Origin of the sequence: Actinoallomurus sp. CA-150999 (assembly GCF_050942425.1) — a bacterium.
Lineage (GTDB): Bacteria > Actinomycetota > Actinomycetes > Streptosporangiales > Streptosporangiaceae > Actinoallomurus.
On sequence record NZ_CP192063.1, the window covers coordinates 10,989,615 to 11,007,635 of the forward strand.

Annotated in this window: 13 protein-coding genes and 1 tRNA gene; 9 read left to right on the forward strand and 5 right to left on the reverse strand. The window is 70.0% G+C overall.

From position 1 onward, the window contains the following. Nucleotides 1-55 precede the first annotated feature (55 nt). Complete coding sequence (locus ACQP2O_RS50900) at nt 56-1,984, reverse strand: chaplin family protein (RefSeq protein ID WP_433177282.1); 1,929 nt, start codon at nt 1,982-1,984, stop codon at nt 56-58. Nucleotides 1,985-2,641: 657 nt separating this feature from the next. Between ACQP2O_RS50900 and ACQP2O_RS50905 the strand changes: the two genes are divergently transcribed. Then, nucleotides 2,642-2,929, forward strand: a complete 288-nt coding sequence (locus ACQP2O_RS50905) for a hypothetical protein (protein ID WP_433177283.1) — start codon at nt 2,642-2,644, stop codon at nt 2,927-2,929. Between the two features lie 402 nt (nt 2,930-3,331). Here ACQP2O_RS50905 and ACQP2O_RS50910 read toward each other — a convergent pair whose 3' ends face one another. Further along, complete coding sequence (locus tag ACQP2O_RS50910) at nt 3,332-4,639, reverse strand: M20/M25/M40 family metallo-hydrolase (protein WP_433177284.1); 1,308 nt, start codon at nt 4,637-4,639, stop codon at nt 3,332-3,334. 222 nt (nt 4,640-4,861) lie between these two features. On the opposite strand from ACQP2O_RS50910, the gene ACQP2O_RS50915 reads away from it, so the two are divergent. Then, a tRNA-Leu gene (locus ACQP2O_RS50915) sits at nt 4,862-4,947 on the forward strand. Here the strand turns inward: ACQP2O_RS50915 and ACQP2O_RS50920 are convergent. Continuing rightward, nucleotides 4,912-6,654, reverse strand: a complete 1,743-nt coding sequence (locus tag ACQP2O_RS50920; RefSeq protein WP_433177286.1) for a recombinase family protein — start codon at nt 6,652-6,654, stop codon at nt 4,912-4,914. The genes ACQP2O_RS50915 and ACQP2O_RS50920 overlap by 36 nt on opposite strands. A gap of 728 nt (nt 6,655-7,382) precedes the next feature. After that, nucleotides 7,383-8,465 (reverse strand): DNA (cytosine-5-)-methyltransferase, encoded by a 1,083-nt coding sequence (dcm, locus tag ACQP2O_RS50925; RefSeq protein ID WP_433177288.1) that lies wholly within the window; start codon nt 8,463-8,465, stop codon nt 7,383-7,385. Between the two features lie 358 nt (nt 8,466-8,823). Between dcm and ACQP2O_RS50930 the strand changes: the two genes are divergently transcribed. Next, complete coding sequence (locus ACQP2O_RS50930; RefSeq protein WP_433177290.1) at nt 8,824-9,576, forward strand: hypothetical protein; 753 nt, start codon at nt 8,824-8,826, stop codon at nt 9,574-9,576. 219 nt (nt 9,577-9,795) lie between these two features. After that, the gene (locus ACQP2O_RS50935; RefSeq protein ID WP_433177292.1) at nt 9,796-10,143 is read left to right on the forward strand and encodes a pilin; all 348 of its coding nucleotides are present in this window, start codon (nt 9,796-9,798) and stop codon (nt 10,141-10,143) included. A gap of 207 nt (nt 10,144-10,350) precedes the next feature. Here ACQP2O_RS50935 and ACQP2O_RS50940 read toward each other — a convergent pair whose 3' ends face one another. Continuing rightward, on the reverse strand, nt 10,351-10,509 hold the full coding sequence (locus ACQP2O_RS50940; RefSeq protein ID WP_433177294.1) for a hypothetical protein: 159 nt from the start codon (nt 10,507-10,509) through the stop codon (nt 10,351-10,353). Here ACQP2O_RS50940 and ACQP2O_RS50945 point away from each other — a divergent pair. From ACQP2O_RS50945 to ACQP2O_RS50965, 5 genes are all read left to right on the forward strand, one after another. After that, nucleotides 10,508-11,848 (forward strand): hypothetical protein, encoded by a 1,341-nt coding sequence (locus ACQP2O_RS50945; RefSeq protein ID WP_433177296.1) that lies wholly within the window; start codon nt 10,508-10,510, stop codon nt 11,846-11,848. The two genes, ACQP2O_RS50940 and ACQP2O_RS50945, sit on opposite strands and share 2 nt — an antisense overlap. After that, nucleotides 11,845-12,771: a PrgI family protein gene (locus ACQP2O_RS50950; RefSeq protein WP_433177298.1), complete on the forward strand. Its 927-nt coding sequence runs from the start codon at nt 11,845-11,847 to the stop codon at nt 12,769-12,771. The genes ACQP2O_RS50945 and ACQP2O_RS50950 overlap by 4 nt, the downstream gene beginning before the upstream one ends. Beyond that, nucleotides 12,768-14,537, forward strand: coding sequence for a VirB4 family type IV secretion system protein (locus tag ACQP2O_RS50955; protein WP_433177300.1), 1,770 nt, complete (start codon nt 12,768-12,770; stop codon nt 14,535-14,537). Before ACQP2O_RS50950 ends, ACQP2O_RS50955 begins: the two co-directional genes overlap by 4 nt. Before the next feature lie 86 nt (nt 14,538-14,623). Next, nucleotides 14,624-16,978, forward strand: a complete 2,355-nt coding sequence (locus ACQP2O_RS50960; RefSeq protein WP_433177302.1) for a type IV secretory system conjugative DNA transfer family protein — start codon at nt 14,624-14,626, stop codon at nt 16,976-16,978. A gap of 23 nt (nt 16,979-17,001) precedes the next feature. Continuing rightward, complete coding sequence (locus tag ACQP2O_RS50965; RefSeq protein WP_433177304.1) at nt 17,002-17,901, forward strand: replication-relaxation family protein; 900 nt, start codon at nt 17,002-17,004, stop codon at nt 17,899-17,901. Nucleotides 17,902-18,021: the final 120 nt, after the last annotated feature.

The window sequence follows — 18,021 nt, forward strand, 5'->3', positions numbered from 1 at the left end:
AGCCGTCGCGACGCGGTTCAGCGGTCGCGACGCGGTTCAGCGGTCGCGACGCGGTTCAGCGGTCGCGGAAGCGGCGGACCATCGAGATCGCGCCGGACGACGCGGCGAGCAGCCCGGCCAGCGCGAGGGCGGCCAGCGCTCCCCGCTCCGCCTGAGCCGGCTCCTGCGCCGCCACCGTCCGCATCGAGGGGATCCGTTCCGGCTGCCCGCTCACCGGCCGCACACCGAACCGGCCCGGGACGGGCAGCGCGGCTCCCGCCTGCGGAACTGGCCGGGTGACCGGGACGCTCGGTAGGTCGGGTAGCGCCCGAGCCCCGGGGATCGCGTCGGCGACACCGGTCCCGGTGACAGCGGAGCCGATGGGGGAGCCGGTCTTCGCCGTGCCGGCCGCAGTCGGCCGGCCGCTCACCGGGGCACCGACCCGGACCGGCTTCGGCAGGTCCGGCAGGGCACCCGCGATCCCGCCGGCGAGATCGTCCAGGCGGCCCGCCGCGACGGGGGCGCTCTGCCCGGACTGGGAGGTCGGGACGGCACCTTCGGCCGGGGCGGAGGTGTTCCCAGCGGCCGAGGTGTTTCCTGTGGCCGGGATGGATGGGGCGGGGATGGATGGGGCGGGGATGTTCCCCCCGGTCGGGAGGGACGGAACGGGGGTGTTCTCCCCGGCCGAAAGAGTCGGAACGGGCGCGTTCCCCGAGGTGCTCCGCCCGGTCGGGGGGACCGGGACCGCGACGGGCGGCTTCGGCGCGTCGGGGATCGCCGGCGCGACGGGCGCGGTCAGGTGCCGGATCGGCTGGAACCGCAGCCGGGGGAACACCGGCATGGCCGCCGGGTTCGCCGCCACCGCTCCCGTACGCGGCGACGTGCCCGGCAGCTGCGGAAGCTCGCTCAGCGGCGCCCGCATCGTGTGGAAGGAGTGGTGCGAGGAGGCGCAGTGGTCGCCCCCGGTGGCCCCCGCGCCCCCGGCGCAGCCGGCGATCGCGTGGCCGATGACGGCGGCGGCGTTGCCGCAGACGTTGATCGGCGCGGTCACGGGGACGGTGGCCTGGTTGCCGCCCCCGACGCTGTGCCGACCGCTGGTACGGCCGCCGGCGCCGGAGCCGCCGCGCACGGGCGGTATGACGCCCTCGCAGCCGGCGACCGCGTCGCCGAGGACCGCGGCGGCGTTGCCGCAGACGTTGATCGGCGCGGTCACCGGGACGTTCACCTGGTTGCCGCCGAGGACGCTGTGCCGACCGCTCGTACGGCCGCCGCTGGTGGACCCGGGACCGGTGACCGCCGCGCCGCCCTCACACCCGGCGACCGCGTGGCCGACGGCGTTGCCGCACACGTTGACGGGGGCCTTGATCGGAACGTTGACCTGGTTGCCGCCGCCGACGCTGTGCCGCCCGGAGGTCGATCCCCCGGTGCCGTTGCCGTAGCCACCGGGCCGGACCGCCGCGCCGCCCTTGCAGCCGGCGACCGCCGCGCCGAGCACGGCCGCCGAGTTGCCGCAGAGGTTCACTGGCGCGCTGATGGGGGCGTTGATCTGGTTGCCGCCGAGCACGGAGCCCTTTCCGGTCGTGTGCCCGCCTCCGAACATGTATCCGCCGTGACCGCCGGAGACGGCGGCGCCGCCCTCGCAGCCGGCCGCGGATCGGCCGAAGACGGCGACGGCGTTGCCGCAGGCGTTCACGGGTGCGCTGACGGGTGCGTCGACCTGGTTGCCGCCGCCGACGCTGTGGCGTCCTGAGGTCGACTGCCCGCCGCCGGGGTCGCCGCGGCGCACGGACGCGCCGCCCGTCGAGCCGGCGACCGAGCGGCCGGCGACGGCGAGCGCATTGCCGCTGACGTCGACGGGCGCCGAGACGGGCGCCTTGATCTGGTTGCCGCCGAGCACGCTGCCGGTGCCGTCGGTGACGTCGGCAAGGGCCGGACCGGCACCGAGCGCGACGAAACTCGCGGTGAGCAGGGTGGCACGCGCGGTGCTCTTCGCCCACGTAGGCATGGATGAAGCTCCTTCATTACAGAGATCGGAGAACGTCTCTCGTGAGTCCGAAGGACGTCTCGCATGGGGGGGATTCACGGCGTGGCCGCGGGAATGCGGGCACGCCTCGACCCGGCGGGGGCCGGGCCGGTGATGGGGGAACTAGTCAGGCGAAAAGGAAGGCTCGTCCGCTGCAGTGCGGACGGCCGGCGGAACCGCCCCCACGAGGAGGGCGGACGACCGCGGGCGGCCCGAGGCCGCCCCGAACCCGGGGGCGCGCCAGAGCCCCGCCTCCTGGGTGAGGCCGTCACCGACGGACGGCGGAAGCGCCTGTGCCCGGTGCGGCAGGGGTCGCGGCATCCGTGGCACGGCCGGCGCGGAACCCCGGGAACGGGTCTTGTGAACGGCGGATGCCTTCTCGGACGCCCCCGTTGCGGCGAACGGACCGGTGCTCGTCACCGGCCTGCCCCCGGCCGCGACACGGTGGCCATGGCCGGAACGCCCGGCCATGGCTCGATTGCCGTGACCGGACTGCCCGGTCACGGCGCGCCGGCCATGACCGGACTGCCGCGGTGCCCGAGAAGGATCCGCCGTGATCTTCGATGTGCCGGGCCGGAGGGCTCCAGCCACTCCGCCCGCCGCCTGTGACGGCAAAGCGGGAATCAGCGGTGAGTGTGGATGCCGCAGAGCCGTCCGGGGAAACTGCACGGCCGGTGCGGCAATGCGCAGCGGCGGCACGTCACGCGAGGTCGCGGTGACATGCCCGCCCGCCGGCGCGGCCGCATGGGGAAGGCGTGCTCCCGGAACGGTGTCGGCGTGTGCCTGCCCGGCGGCCCCGAGAAGCCAGCCGGCGACGGCGACGCCCGCCATGGCGAGCAGGCGCCGGGTGACCGGCCGCGCGAGGACGCCGCGCAGGCGCGAGACGACCGCCCGTACGGCGACGCCGTGCGAGCGTCGGCCCCGTAGGGAGACGCCGCGCGAGCGTGGGACCCGTACGGAGACGCCGTCCCGTAGGGAGACGCCGTGCGGGTGTGGGACCCGTACGGAGACGCCGTCCCGTAGGGAGACGCCATGCGGGTGTGGGACCCGTGCGGAGACACCGTGCGGGTGTCGGGCGACCGCCTTTGCGGGGACGCTGAGCAGGCATGGGTCGATCACGCGTGCGGGGACGCCTCGTGGGCGTCGAGCGATCGACCGCGCGAGGAGACCCAGGCGGCACGCGACGGAGGCGGACCCCCGTGACCACGACCACCTGGACACCACGCGCCCTCCTTGGCATCGACCCACCGCGCGGAACGCAAAGGCGTTCCGTACGCTGAGTCACGCTATCACCACGGAGAGCATTGAATCGACAATCGGAGCCGTTTTTCAGGCGTGATCAAGAAAATGGTCGAGGACATTTACCCCGAAACGGAGACCGTCGACGGGAACGCGCTCATCGATGCCGTGGAACATTCCGGAAAAATCCATATCCTTCGGCAGTTTCAATGGCGCGAAACCGAAGCAGCGAATGCCGAGCGTGGCGAACGACTTCGCGTCCGTCCCGCCCGACAGGCAGTACGGCACCGGCCGGGCCTGCGGGTCGTGCGCCCTCAGCGCCGCCGCCATGGCCGCGACCAGCGGCCCGTCGAACTCCGTCTCCACCGCGATGTCGTGGTGGACGAACTCCCGGCGGACGTGTTCGCCGAGCAGTTCGTCGACGGTCGCGAAGAACTCCTCCTCGTGCCCTGGCAGGAATCGCCCGTCCACCTGAGCGGTGGCGCTCTGCGGAATTACGTTGGTCTTGTAACCTGCGTCCAGAACAGACGGATTCAGGGTGTTTCTGAGGGTCGCGCCGATCATTCGAGACAACGGCCCGAGATCGCGGACCGTCTTCTCGATGTCGTCCGAGTCGAATTCGATCCCCGTCGCGTCGCACACCTCTTCCAGGAAGGCGCGCACCGTCTTCGTGAGCCGTACGGGGAACTCATGCTCACCCAGTCGCGCGACCGCCGCCGCCAGCGCCGTGACCGCGTTGTCCGGATGCACCATCGACCCGTGCCCGGCCGTACCCTCCGCGATCAACCGCATCCAGGCCAGGCCCTTCTCGGCGGTCTCGATCAGGTACAGGCGCTCGTCGTTCGGCAGCGTCAGACTGAACCCGCCGACCTCCCCGATCGCCTCCGTGCACCCCTCGAACAGCTCCGGATGGTTGTCGACCAGCCAGTGCGCACCCCACTTACCGCCCGCCTCCTCGTCCGCGAGGAAGGCCAGCACGACGTCGCGCTCCGGCCGCCGGCCCTGACGCAGCCGCTCCCGGATCACCGCGAGGACCATCGCGTCCATGTCCTTCATGTCGACCGCGCCACGCCCCCACACGCAGCCGTCGGCGACCTCCCCGCCGAACGGATCGCGGGTCCAGTCCTCCCTACGCGCCGGAACGACGTCCAGATGCCCATGGATCAACAAGGCGTCCCGCTGCGGATCGGTCCCCTCGATCCGTACGACCACACTCGACCGCTTCGCGTGCGACTCGTAGATCTTCGGCTCGAGGCCGACTTCGGAAAGCTTCTCCGCGACGTACTCCGCGGCCGCCCGCTCCCCCGGCCCGCTGTGGTCCCCCGGATTCGAGGTGTCGATGCGGATCAGGTCGCTGCACAGCTGGACGACCTCATCCTCCGCCGAAGGATTACTCACATTGCCTCCTCGCGTGCGCGGCGCCGAACCGGGACGTACCAGCCGCAGAGCGGCCGATCACCGGCGTCCGGCTCGATTCGCCCAGGTTGTTCCGGCGGCACCATCCTCCCTCAGGCCCCTCCCCTCTCGGCGACCCCACCCTCGGCCGAAACCGACTTCGCGGCATCACCGGGGATTTGCTAACCTGTGGCAGCCGATGCGGGAAGCCGCGGAGGTCACCAGGTCCGGGTGGCGGAATAGGCAGACGCGCTAGCTTGAGGTGCTAGTGCCCTTTACGGGGCATGGGGGTTCAAGTCCCCCCTCGGACACGACAGTTTGCCCATACCGTGCGCGTTGAGAATCATCTCAGCGCGCACGATGCGTTCGTGGGGCTTGTAGGTGAGCTTGAGGCCGAGGTTGCCGTAGATCTCGGCCTTTCTCTTTGGGGTGGCGAACCGCAGTCCGCCGATCTGGTCGGCCAGGGCATCGATCATGGTCGCGATCTCCTCTTTCGACAGGCGGCGAGGGCGGTCGTCGATGGCCTGGAGCTGTGCCTGGGCGGCTGCCCGCTGGGCGTTGACCTCGTCGATCCACTGCTTGACGATCTTCGGATCGGTGCCCGCCTCCAGGGCGGCCCGGTGGCGTTCGAGCTTGCGATCGCAGTCGGCGAGAGTCTGCCGGGCGACGATCTCTGCGGCCTCCTGGCCTGGAAGCTCGCCTTGCGATCGCTCGAGGATGGTGATGGTTTCGTCGAGGCGTTCAGGGCTGAAGGCGCCTCCCAGCCACTCGTCCAGGACCTCGAGGATCTCGTCCTCGCGGACGTAGACGGACTTGGGATGGTCGATCCCGTTGGCGAGGGCGTATTCCTGCGGGTAGCGGCATCGGTAGTACGGAGCGTCGTTGGTCCAGTTGCCCTGCATCCGGCGATGACACAGGCCGCAGTGGCACAGGCTGCGCAGTACGTAGGGATGGCTGGCGCGGCGTGGCTCTCGTACGACGGCCCGGTTTCCCTTCGCGGCCAAGAGGGCCTGGGCGAACTCGAAGTCGTCGGTGTCGATCAGTGGTTCGTGGGCGGGCTTGTCGGACCAGATCCACTGATCGGTGTCGTTCCAGCGCATCTTCGTCGTGTGACCGAGGGCGACGTCATCGATGTCGATCAGGACCTCGTCCTTGCGCTGCTTGTTCCACACCTGCCGTCCGGTGTAACGGGGGTTCTGCAGGATCGCGCGGACGGCGCTCTTGGACCAGCCGATGCCACTGCGGTGGCGGTTGCGCTTGCGGTCGTAGGCGGACGGGGAGGGGATGCCGTCGCGGGTCAGTCCCTCGGCGACGGTGTAGATGCCCTTGCGGCCGAGGAACTCTTCGAAGATCCGCCGTACGACGTCCGCGGTGATCGGATCGGGTTCGAGCTTGTGAAGCCGTCGCCCTTCGGCGGCCTTGCCGGGGTTGGGGTGCGGGCCCGCATCGGCCAGGCGGTAGCCATACGGCGGGCGTCCGCCGAGGAACCGGCCTTCCATCTGCGCGATCGAGGCCATCGCGGTGCGCACGCGGATCTTGATGCGGTTGCGCTCGCCTTTGCTGATGCCCCCGAAGACGGACATGATCAGCTCGTGGGCCTCGTTCGCTGGATCGATCGCCCCGCCGATCTCCGGCACCCACAGCGGAATGCCGAAGTGCTTGAACAACTCGATCGTGAGCCCGTACTGGTTGCCGTAGAACGCCCGCTGGGGTTCACCGATCACCACGGCGTCGAACGCCCGGCCGGGATTGCGGAGCTCGACCAGCAACTCATTCGCCTGCGGCCGACGCTGCCACGGGATCGACCGGGACTGCCCCACATCGAAATACTCGGCAACGATCACTCCGCCGTGCGGATCGATCAGGGACCTGGCCCGGGTGAGCTGCCAGTGTCGAGACGCTTCGGGGTCCTGCTGGTCCTCGGTGGAGACACGTCCGTAGAACGCGAACCGGAGCCGAGTGGATCGCTGCGGTGCGACCTCGTCTCCAGGGGGATTGGAAGCTTCAGCGGCTGCCATGCCTGCCGTCCTCGTCGTCGGATACGCGGTGCGAGCCGGTCTCTGTGTCCGCGATACCGGCTCGGTTCTCGCGTCGCTGGTGCGCCTCGATCAGCGCTCGAAGCAGCGCCCGCGCCGCTCTCGGCGCAAGCACCGGCGGTTCCTCCGGCAGGATGACCCGAACCCTCCGCTTCGGCTGCCGTTCTTCCGCGCGTTCACCACGGTACGGAGCTGAGCCGGAGTTGGGAGCCCCTGAGCAGCCCTTTTGTCGCTTCGGCGTCATGCCACCCCTCCACTGCCGCATGACCGCTCGCCTGCCGCTCCCCTGGCAGCTCGTCGCCACATGTGGTTGCCGCCCAGTGCCGCCAGGGCCTCCAGATCTTCCCTTCCGGCATCGCCTGCGGCAGGCGGGCACCAGGCGGCAAAGGGTTTCCGACATCCGTTGCCGAACCGGATTTCCGCTGGTCTACTGCCGTTGCGGCGCACGTTGTCCACAGGATGTGGACAACGGCGCGCGGGCGTCGGAGCCGATGGTCGTCGCGTCCGCGTCGTGACGGCACCCTCGGAGTGCAACGCCGGCACGACCCGCCGCCGACGCTCTCCGCACGCTGCCGCCCGGCGTTCCCGCGTGGCAGGGGTCGTTGCCGCCAGGCGGCAGGCTACGCGGTGTGGCGGCATGACGATCATCTCGCGACCGCCGTCCGATTGCCGCCTGCTTGCCGTGTGAATGCCGCCTCGGTGTCGGCCGGTCACGGCGTGCCTCGGCCGGGTGCCCCGGTGTGCATCATGCCGTCGAGTTCGCGGAAGGCGACGACGGCCTGCAGCGGGACGACCCCGTTGCCGAGCAGGCGCAGCTGGGCGGTGCGGGTGAGGGGCATGTCGGTGATCCATCCGGCGGGCAGGCCCATCATCCACTCGACGAAACGAGCGCTCAGACGGGGCTGTCCCCGGGTTCCGGTCTCGGTGGGCTGTGGTGCCCGGCGTCCGAGGATCGCCTCCCACCGGCGGATCGCCGGTGCGTACGGTCCCCACTCGACTCCGGTCTCCGGGTCGTCGGGATCCTCAACGCCGCCGATGGGAGTGTCAGGTCCCCCTTGGAGCCGCGCTGGTTCGGGCTGCCCTTGGAGCCATCGCCGGCTCGTGGGGTCGGCAGGAGCCGTACGGCCACGCTGAGGGGCATCGCCCGGGACGGCTGCTGCCTCGCCGCCCGATCCAGCCACGACTCCACCCGTTCGCCATCGTTGGCGTTCGACGCCGTCGGGGTCGGCAGCAGGTCGGCGCACACCACGTCGCACAGGTTGACCTGATGCCGCCCTTTCTTGCGGCGCCGCGGGCAGGTTCGACCACGCGACTCCCGGGACTGCGGTGTTGGCAGCAGCGATGAACATCCGGTCGCGGCGGTGGGGCGCGCCGACGTCCGATGCTCGAAGGCATGTCCATGCCGTGTCGTACCCGAGGGCGGAAAGGCCCCCGAGAACCGTGGCGAGTCCGCGTGTGCGGAGGGCGGCCACGTTCTCCAGCAGCACGAGGCCGGGTCGTAGTACGCGAAGGGCGTCGACGATGGTGAGCCAGAGTCCACTGCGAGTTCCCTTCCGTATGCCGGCGCCGTGGCCGGCGAAGCTGATGTCCTGGCACGGGAACCCGGCCGTCACGATGTCGACGGCCGGGACCTGGGTCCAGTCGACGGCGGTCAGGTCACCGACGTTCGGCACGCGGGGGAAGCGCCGATGCAGCAGTGCGGTCGCGTGCGCATCGTTGTCGGCGCACCATCGCAGCTGCCCGCCGTAGACGGCCTGCGCGGCGAGGTCGAGGCCGCCGTAGCCGGTGCACATCGACCCGATCCTCGGGCGTACGTCTCGTGCAGTTCCCCTTGACGGCGGAATCTCGGCGACGGTTGTGCGCTTTTCCGGGCGTTGTTCGGGTGCAGATCTAGCCGGTGATATGGCCATAGGTCTCTTCGGCCCGGCCACCGGACGCTTCACCTACGAATCGCGATCCGGCCTCTCAGATTTTCGGTGATCGCCTACCGTTTCGGCATTCGTTTGATCTTCGACTGCGCATCGTTCGGGCTCCGCTCAGCGCTCGGCGACAGCGAATCGAAGCCCGGACGAAAGTCGAACGATTGCGCAGCGAAGCAGGCGTGTGTATATGGGCTCGCTCCGGAATTCGCCGGAGCGGAAGGAGCCCATCATGTCTGCCAGCAACGGAACAATCTGTTTCAGCACCAACCGGCCGACGCCGCTCGATCGGGCCGCTCAGGCGTTCGGCCAGATCTGCTCCCGCGTCAATGCGCCCGCCGTCGACGGCCGACGCATCGGTCACGGGCTACCGCGCCGCCGGGTGAACGTGCGGGAGCTGGTCGAGATCCTGCCGCTGCTCGAGGCCGACGGCCGCGACGCGGTCTGGCGGGAACTGGTCCGGTTGTCGCGCGAGCACGGCGGGCCATGGCCCACCATCGCGATCGGCATCGCCCTGCCCGGCCTGCGTACGGCTGCTGCCCGACTCGCTCGCGGCTACGTCGGCGACTCGGGAGATCTGGACGCCGAACTGGTCACGGCGTTCTACGAAGCCCTCGCGTCCGCCGATATCGGTAGGCACAACGTCTGCGGACGGTTGCGTGCGGTCGCCTATAACCAGGTCCGGCGGATGCGGTACGGCACCGTCAGCTACTCAGCACGGACCGTCGACCTGGACACCATCCCCGAGTCGATCACTCCGGCCACGCAGCACGGACACCCCGATCTGGTCCTCATCAAGGCGATCCGCGCCGCCGTCATCGACCGCCGTGAAGCCGAGCTGATCGGCGCTACGCGTCTCGAAGACCTGCCGCTAAGCACGGTCGCGAAGAAGCTCGGAATGGCCGTCACGACCGCGTGGTGTCGCCGCAAGAGCGCCGAGACGCGACTGGCCTCATGGATCGGAGAAAACGACAACTCGTTGTGATCTTCGAAAAATTCAGCCTCAAACTCGCAGTTCGTAGTGAGCGCCCACCGAACGACAGCACCCCAAGTCGCGAGAAAAGGGCCACCGGCCGCTTCGCCACTAAGACCAACCACTTCAGGAAGGAGATCGGCCCGTTTCTCGTCCTTATTCGGCGCTGTCGTCACGAAATTACGGAGAAGCAGCAGGTGGGGAAGCGCCCTTGGAAGGAGGGCAGCAGAGATGGCTTTGGCCAAAAACGTCGCACGCGCCGTCGTCATAGCCGCTGCGGCAGGCGCCACCATCACCGTCACCGCGGCAGCCGTCTACGCCGCAGGGAAGGGCATCGTGGCCGCGCCCGCCGATCTGAAGACCGTGATCAACAACCTTCGGTCCTGGCTGATCGGCCTACTGGTGGCGCTGGCCACCTTGTGCCTGACGATCGGCGGGCTCCGTTACCTGCTCGCCGCAGGCGATCCAGGAGAGGTCAACAAGGCGAAGGAGACGCTGAAGTACGCCGCGATCGGGTACGGCGTCGCCGCACTGGCGCCGGGACTCGTGGAAATCCTCAAGCGGATCGTCGGGGCGTGACATGCGAGGACGGTACTCACGCCGCGCTCGATGGGCTTGCGCGCTCCTCGTCGCGCTGGCCGCACTCGCCGCGGCCGGCAGCGTCGCGCACGCTCAACCGCCGCCGACTCCCCGTCCGACCACGGCTTCGCCCTCGCCGCACCCGCGCCCGTACGCGTCCGCGCGACCAAGCCGCCAGGCGGGAACCCCGCATCCCTGCCAGACCGCTCAGATCGTCCCGGGTGAACCGGTGCCGCACTGCACCGGGAACGGCTCGACGCCGACACCGGTCGTGAATCCCCCGGCTCCACATCGGGGATGCGCACCCTGGAACCTCAAATGCCAGCTGGGCTCGGCGATCGACACCTGGTTCACGGGGCTGGCCATGATGGCGATCCCGCCGGTCATGGACCTCTTCGGCAAGACGCTACTGACCACTCCGGAGATCGACAGTCCGCCGATGGCTCGCGCTCGTTCGCTGTGGACAGCCAGCGAGACGATCGCCGACACCTGCTTCGTCGTGCTGGTCGTCATCGGTGGCCTGCTTCTCATGTCCGGAAACGCCGTGGCACCAGAGACGGCCGCGAAGGACATCGTGCCGCGTCTTCTGCTGGCGTTCGTGGCGGCGAACTGCAGCAGGCTCCTCGTCGAACAGGCGATCAAGTTCGCCAACGGGCTCGCGCGGGCGTTCATCGACTACGGGACCGCGAACGCCGACCCGCACGGCGCGGCCAAGCTGATGGAGGGCTGGCTCGTCGACAACGTCACCACTCTCGGGATGTTGTCCGGCCTGGTCACGCTGGTGGCAGTCGTCCTCGCGCTGTACGTGGTCTGCGGCTACATCATGCGGGTTACCGTCACCATGCTGCTGGTCATCGCGGCACCGTTGGCGCTGATCTGCCACGCGCTGCCGCAGACCGACGGGCTGGCTCGGCTGTGGTGGCGGGCTCTGACGGGCATGCTCGCGATCCAGGTCGCCCAGTCACTGGTGTTCGCCACCGCCGTGGTCGTCCTGTCCGCCAAGGACGGCGACAAGCTGCCCCTCGCCGGCGTCCCCGACCAGAAGGGGATCGTCGACCTGCTGCTGGTCGTCTGCCTGCTGTACATCCTGGCCCGCATCCCGTCATGGGTGTCCAAGGCCATCTGGCGTGGCGCGCTGGGCCGCAATCCGATCGCCGCTGCCGCCCGGACCGCGTTCTCCATCCTCATCCTGCGGCGCATCACCGGCGGAATCTCGGGCCGAACCGGCGGCAGCCGCCCGGCCGTACCGCCTCCCGGATCCGTACCTCCGCCCGGTCGGCCGCCCGGCCCACCGCCGCCCGGTCCTCGTCCGCTACCGCGCCCAGGCCCCTGGGTGCAGCCGGAACTTCCGTTGCAATGGCCGTCCCCACGCGGCAGGCAGTTGGAGCTGCCGAACATGCCGCGGCTACGGCCGACCCCCCAGCGCGGAATCCAGTTGCAACTGCCGTTGCGGCCGGGCGGAGACGTGCCCCGCCACTGGCGGCAGGGCGAACTGCCGATCGAGCAGCATGCCGAGCAACTCCGCCTGCCGCTGAACCTGCCGAAACGGCCGGTGCAGCCGCCGCTGTTCACCGACTTCGACCGAGGGCGCCGACCTCGCCCCCGCATCCAGGACTTCCCGCCACGGGGGTCCGCCGCCCCGTCCGAAGGCCGACAGCCACCGCCGCTGCACGGCCAGCAGCGTCCGCGAGGTGATCACAGATGAGCCGCGTCCCTCATGGCGGGCAGTATGCGACACGCATCCCCGCCGACATCGACCGCGAGGACCGCATCCTGGCGAACCTCACCGCCAGGCAGGTCATGATCCTCGGCGGCGCCGGCGCCGTCCTATGGGCGGCGTTCATGGCCACCCGGCATCTCATCCCACCGCTGGTCTTCCTGGCCTGCAGCGTGCCGTTCGCATCGGCCGCCGTGGCCTTCGCGCTCGTACGCCGCGAGGGCCAGAGCCTTGACCGGCTCGCCCTCGCGGCCGTCAGGCAACGGTTGGCTCCGCGCCGATACGTCCCTCGTGACGTCGGCGGAATGCCGCACCGACTCGGGACTTCCGGCGGCCATCCCCCCGCACCGTTCGCCTTGCCGGTCACCGGCATCCATCCCGACGGGCTGATCGAGCTGGGCGGGCACGGCTGCGCTGCCGTCATCGCCTGCGGCACGGTCAGCTTCGCGCTGGCGACCATCGGCGAACAGGAGGCACTAGTCGCCGGTTTCGCCCGCTGCCTGCACGGGCTCTCCTCGCGAATCCAGATCCTGGCACGGGCCGAACGCATGGACCTGATGCCGATGGCCGTGCGCGTCTTCGAGGCAGCGTCTGGCCTGCCGGACGCCGAGCTCGAAGAGGCCGCGCGGGAACATGCCAGGTTCCTCGCGGACCTGGCCGACCGGTCGGAACTGCTCTGGCGGCAGGTGCTCGTCGTCGTACGAGACGACTCAGCCGATCCCAACGACGCCGACAGCACGCCGGCGCTGCGCCAGGCCGAACAGGTCGCCGCCGCGCTGACGGCCGCAGGCTTCGAGGCACGCGTACTGGACGGCCTCGCCGTTTCGACGGTCCTCGCGGCCGCGTGCGACCCCAACAACCCGACGCCGTGTTCCCTCAGGGACCCGTACGAGGTGGTCAGAAGCCGATGAAGCGAATCACGAGGTCGCACGCGTTCCCACGCCGCCGTACCCAACCATCTGCCCTCGCGCTCGGGCCGGATGCCGTGGAGGTCGGCAGCCGTACCCTCACGCTCGGCGACGGCGTCTGCGCCACGTTCACCATCACCGGCTATCCGGCCGAGGTCGGGCCGGGCTGGCTCGAGCCGCTGCTGTGCGACCCGGGCCGTATCGACGTCGCCCTACACATCGAGCCGATCCCGAACCAGGTCGCGGCAGACCGCCTCCGCAAGCGCCTCGCCCGCCTCGAGTCGTCGGCCCGGTCTGACGCCGCGAAGGGCCGGCTGGTCGACTTCGAAGCCGACGCCGCCGCCGATGACGCCCACGCACTGGCAGCCGCCCTCGCCCGCGGTGAGGCCAAGCTCTTCCGCGCAGCCCTCTACATCACCGTTCACGCCGCCAACGAGGCCGAGCTGTCCCGCGAACTACGGCGGATCCGAGCACTGGCCGCTTCGCTGCTACTCGACGCCCGGCTCACCACGTTCCGCACCCTGGAGGGCTGGACATCCACGCTCCCGCTCGGGATCGACGCCGTCGGCACGCGGCGGACGATGGACACCCACGCGCTCGCCGCCGCGTTCCCGTTCACCTCGCCTGACCTCGCCTGCCCGCTGTCGGACACGTCGGTGCTGTACGGCGCGAACGTGGCCTCCACGTCACTGGTCACCTGGGACCGCTGGGCGCTCGACAATCACAACGCCGTGGTCATCGCCCGCTCCGGCGCCGGGAAGTCCTACTTCACCAAGCTGGAGGCGCTGCGCTCGATGTACGCAGGGGTCGAGATCGCCGTCATCGATCCCGAAGACGAGTACGCGCGGCTCGCCGATGCGGCCGGAGGTGCCCACATCGCCCTTGGCTCGCCCGGCGTACGGCTCAACCCCTTCGACCTGCCGTCCGGCGCCGGCAAGACCGCCGACGCGCTCACCCGGCGCGCGCTGTTCCTACACACCCTGACCGCGGTGCTGCTGGGCGAACCGCTCGACCCGGCATCACGAGCGGTACTCGACCACGCGGTATTCGCCACCTACTACGCCGCAGGCATCACCGAAGACCCGCGCACCTGGTGTCGGCCCGCGCCACTGCTGCGCGACCTCACCGCCACGCTCAACACCAGCGAAGATCCGAAGGCACGGCAACTCGGCGTACGCCTCGCCCCGTACGTGACCGGAAGTTTCCGCCAGCTCTTCGACGGACCAACGACCACCAGGCCCGAAGGTCACCTGGTCGTGTTCTCGCTGCGGGACGTGCCTGAGGAGCTGAAGACCGTCGCCACGCTCCTGACCCTCGATGCGACCTGGCGCAGGATCAGCGATCCGCGCGACCTCAGGCGACGGTTCGTCATCGTCGACGAGGCGTGGCTACTGCTTCGTGACGGTGAGGGCGCCAAGTTCCTGTACCGCCTCGCCAAGTCCGCGCGGAAGTACTGGGCCGGCCTCACCGTCGTCACCCAGGACGCCGCCGATGTCCTCGCCTCCGACCTCGGACGGGCAGTGGTCAGCAACAGCGCAACGCAGATCCTGCTCAGGCAGGCCCCGCAGGCCATCGACCAGGTCTGTGACGCCTTCCGACTCTCCGACGGCGAGCGGGCGTTCCTGCTCGCCGCGGACAGAGGCGAAGCCCTCCTCAGCTGCGGATCCCAACGGGTCGCCCTTCGCAGTCTGGCGTCTCCCACCGAGCACCGGATCTGCACGACGAATCCGGTCGAACTCGCCGACCTCGAGGACGGCGACCTGGCATGAACGGACTTCCTGTATCAGGAGGTCGATCGGGTCCACCGACGCCGTCGTCTCCGGCCGGTCGGTTCCTGAACGATCCGATGGGGACGATGCGCCACTGGCTGGAAGCCATCGAGGGTCTCGCCCGCCCGCACTGGATGACGCTGGTCGCCGTCGTCCTCACGGCGGCGGTCGCGGTCGCCGCGACGCGTACGGTGCTGATCCGATGGCGGCATCGCCGGTTGGCCGCAGCGTCCCGGGTCGTCGAGATCACCCCGCCGCCGTCCGCTGACCTTGCCGGGGCCGAAGCGTTGTGGGTACAACTCCTGGGCTTGTTGCGGCCGCGGTGGCTGCGCCCGATCACCGGCGTGCCCCACGTCGCCTGGGAGTACGTCTTCACGGCGGCCGGGATCCGAATCCGGCTGTGGGTACCCGGCGTGATACCCCCTGGCCTGGTCGAGCGGGCGATCGAGGGCGCGTGGCCGGGGACGGCGACCTGCACCGTACAGGTGGCGAAGCGGCCGGCGCTGCCGCTCGGGCACGCTGCCGCAGGCGGACGATTGCGGCTATCTCGACCCGACCACTTCCCGCTGCGCTCGGACTTCGACACCGACCCCGTACGCGGACTGCTGGCAGCCGCCGGAGGACTCACCGACGCGGAAAGCGTGATCGTGCAGATCCTCGCTCGGCCGGTGACCGGCCGCAGGCTACGGCGGGCCGGAAGGTACGCCACCGCGCTGCGCTCACCCGGCCTCGCGACGAACGTCAAGGCGAGCCTGTTCGACCTCCTGCCTGTGGGCGCCCATACACAGCGCCGAAGCACAGGTTCGCCGCTCGCCGCCGAGACACTCGCGGAAGTACGGGCCATCGTGGCCAAGGCGTCGCAGCCACGGCTGGAGACGGTGATCCGGTATGCGACCGCAACCGACGATGCCGGTCCCAGCGGCCGTGAATGGCTACGCGGGCGGGCGCACGCGATCGCCTCCGCGTACGCCGCCTACACCGGCATGAACCATCTGCGCCGTCAGCGGCTCCGCAGGTGCGAAGAGGCGATCCGATCGCGCCGGATGTGCCGTGGAGATCTGCTGTCCGTCCCCGAACTCGCTGCCGTCTGCCATCTACCGATCGACGAGACGGTTCCCGGTCTCGCTCGCTCTGGAGCCAGGCCGACCCCGCCGCCACCGGCGGTGCCGTCCGGCGGATCAGAAGTGCGGGTGCTGGGTGACGCCGACGCCGGCCCCCGCAGGGCCGTAGGGGTACGGATCGCCGACGCCCGCCATCACACCCACGTAATCGGCGAAACCGGTGCCGGAAAAACCACCGGCCTGCTGTCCATGCAGCTCAGCGATGCTCAGGCAGGCCGCGCGTTCGTCTCCATCGAATCCAAGGGCGACTCGACCCTGCTGCTGTCGCGCCTGCCCGAAACCCTCGTGGGCAAGGTGGCGGTGATCGACCCCGACGACGGCGCATCGCCACCGTGCATCAACATCCTCGACGGCGCCACACCGGAACTCAGCGCTGACGTGGTGGTGGGAATCTTCCGCCGCATCTACGCCGACTTCTGGGGCCCCCGAACCGACGACGTCCTCCGCTCAGCGATCTTGACGGTCATGATCAGGCCGGACGCAACATTGGCCGACATCCCGCGCCTGCTCGGCAACGATGCCTACCGCGCCCAGGCGGTCGCTCGGGTGACCAACCCATTCCTGACCGACTTCTGGAACTGGTACGACGAGCTGTCCGCCGCTCAGCGTGCCCAGGTCACCGGGCCGGTGATGAACAAGCTCCGCGCCGTCCTGCTGCGCGGCTTCGCCAGGCAGGTCCTGGCCGCGGGCCCGACCAGCCTCGACATCGGCCGGCTCCTCGACACCGGCGGTGCCGTGGTCGCGCGTCTCCCGAAAGGCGTCCTCGGCGAGGACACCGCCCGCCTCCTCGGCTCACTGGTTCTGGCCAAGACCTGGCAGGCCGTGCAGGCCCGGGCCCGCCGCCCCGATGCGGACCGGCCGGACTGCGCGATCTACATCGACGAGTGCCACAACTTCCTGACGTTGCCCCACGGGCTGGACGACATGCTGGCCGAGGCCCGGTCGTACCGCGCCGGACTCGTCCTCGCACACCAGAACCTCGCGCAGCTGCCGTCCGAGCTACGCGAGGCGCTCGCCGCGAACGCCCGCAACAAGATCTTCTTCACCGTCTCCCCGAACGACGCTCGTCACCTCGAACGCCACCTGGCCCCGAACCTCAGCGCGCACGACCTCGCCAACCTCGACGCTTTTCAAGCGGCTGCCCGCCTGGTGAACCACGGCGCGCTCACGCCCGCCTTCACCTTCCGGACCCGGCGTCTGCCGCCGCCCCTACAAGGCCGGGAGAAGGCCATCCGGGAAGCCTCACGCGCGCACTACGGCCGCAAACCCACGGCCGAGACTGCCGGGCCCTTGCCCGGCGACCCGCGATACACCGCCTGAGTCCGTACGAAGGGGGATCAGTCATGCCCACCGACGCCACAAGATCCAGAAACCGGACCACGGACCTGCTCGGCATCCTGGCGACCCGGCTCACCGAGCGTGATCGCTGGCTCCTGCGGATGCTTCACGAACACAAGGTCTTCACCACCGCCCACGTCGCCGACCTCGCCTTCGCCGGGAACACCGACACGTCCGACCACCGACTCCTCATCCTGCACCGGCTCGACATCCTCCAGAAGATCCGCCCGCTTCGCCCCGGCGGTGGATCCGCACCCTGCCACTGGCTGCTGAACACCGCAGGCGCCGAGGTCATCGCGGCCGAACGCGGTCTGTCCCTCAAAGAACTCGGCTGGCGGCGAGACCGTGCGACCGCCGTCATGCTGTCCGCCAAACTGGGTCACCTGCTCGGCGTCAACGGCTTCTTCACCCGCCTTGCCGCCCGGTCCGAGCAGGGACGCCTCAGCGAGTGGTGGCCCGAAGCCCGCTGCGCCGCCACCTGGAAGAAGTTCGTCCAGCCCGACGGGTACGGCCGATGGAACACCGGTGATCGGTCGCTCGACTTCTTCCTCGAGTACGACAACGGCACCGAGACCCTCGCACGCGTCATCGCGAAGATCGACTCCTACATGCGCCTGACCCAGGCCACCGGGATCAGCACACCGGCACTCTTCTACTTCACCTCACCGCGCCGAGAGGCGAACTTCCGGCGAGGCTGCCCACCGGTCGGGCTGCCCGTCCTGACCGCCAGCGCCCGAGCAGACCTCAACGAACCGGCAGACTCCATCTGGGCGCGCCTCGGCAGCGATGACCGGCGCCCGCTGGCGGACTTCGCCAAGCCCGGCAGACACCGTCAGGAAGACGCTGGCTCGCCCGCACCTGGCCTGGAACCCAGCGCGTGGACGACCCGGCAGCGGGAGCGGTGACCGCTACCCCGAGTCCGGACTGACCGGCGCCGTCCCGAGCCGGTGTGGCTGCGCAGGACGCCCTGCGGCCCACCGCTCCCCGCGTCAGCACCGCGAGCCGCGTACGCCCCTGATCGACAC

What these genes read in the sequence shown, in the direction of transcription:
- ACQP2O_RS50900 (WP_433177282.1), bottom strand. Translation starts at nt 1,984, where the DNA reads ATGCCTACGTGGGCGAAGAGCACCGCGCGTGCCACCCTGCTCACCGCG.
- ACQP2O_RS50905 (WP_433177283.1), top strand. Translation starts at nt 2,642, where the DNA reads ATGCCGCAGAGCCGTCCGGGGAAACTGCACGGCCGGTGCGGCAATGCG.
- ACQP2O_RS50920 (WP_433177286.1), bottom strand. Translation starts at nt 6,654, where the DNA reads ATGGCAGCCGCTGAAGCTTCCAATCCCCCTGGAGACGAGGTCGCACCG.
- dcm (WP_433177288.1), bottom strand. Translation starts at nt 8,465, where the DNA reads ATGTGCACCGGCTACGGCGGCCTCGACCTCGCCGCGCAGGCCGTCTAC.
- ACQP2O_RS50930 (WP_433177290.1), top strand. Translation starts at nt 8,824, where the DNA reads ATGTCTGCCAGCAACGGAACAATCTGTTTCAGCACCAACCGGCCGACG.
- ACQP2O_RS50935 (WP_433177292.1), top strand. Translation starts at nt 9,796, where the DNA reads ATGGCTTTGGCCAAAAACGTCGCACGCGCCGTCGTCATAGCCGCTGCG.
- ACQP2O_RS50945 (WP_433177296.1), top strand. Translation starts at nt 10,508, where the DNA reads ATGATGGCGATCCCGCCGGTCATGGACCTCTTCGGCAAGACGCTACTG.
- ACQP2O_RS50940 (WP_433177294.1), bottom strand. Translation starts at nt 10,509, where the DNA reads ATGGCCAGCCCCGTGAACCAGGTGTCGATCGCCGAGCCCAGCTGGCAT.
- ACQP2O_RS50950 (WP_433177298.1), top strand. Translation starts at nt 11,845, where the DNA reads ATGAGCCGCGTCCCTCATGGCGGGCAGTATGCGACACGCATCCCCGCC.
- ACQP2O_RS50955 (WP_433177300.1), top strand. Translation starts at nt 12,768, where the DNA reads ATGAAGCGAATCACGAGGTCGCACGCGTTCCCACGCCGCCGTACCCAA.
- ACQP2O_RS50960 (WP_433177302.1), top strand. Translation starts at nt 14,624, where the DNA reads ATGCGCCACTGGCTGGAAGCCATCGAGGGTCTCGCCCGCCCGCACTGG.
- ACQP2O_RS50965 (WP_433177304.1), top strand. Translation starts at nt 17,002, where the DNA reads ATGCCCACCGACGCCACAAGATCCAGAAACCGGACCACGGACCTGCTC.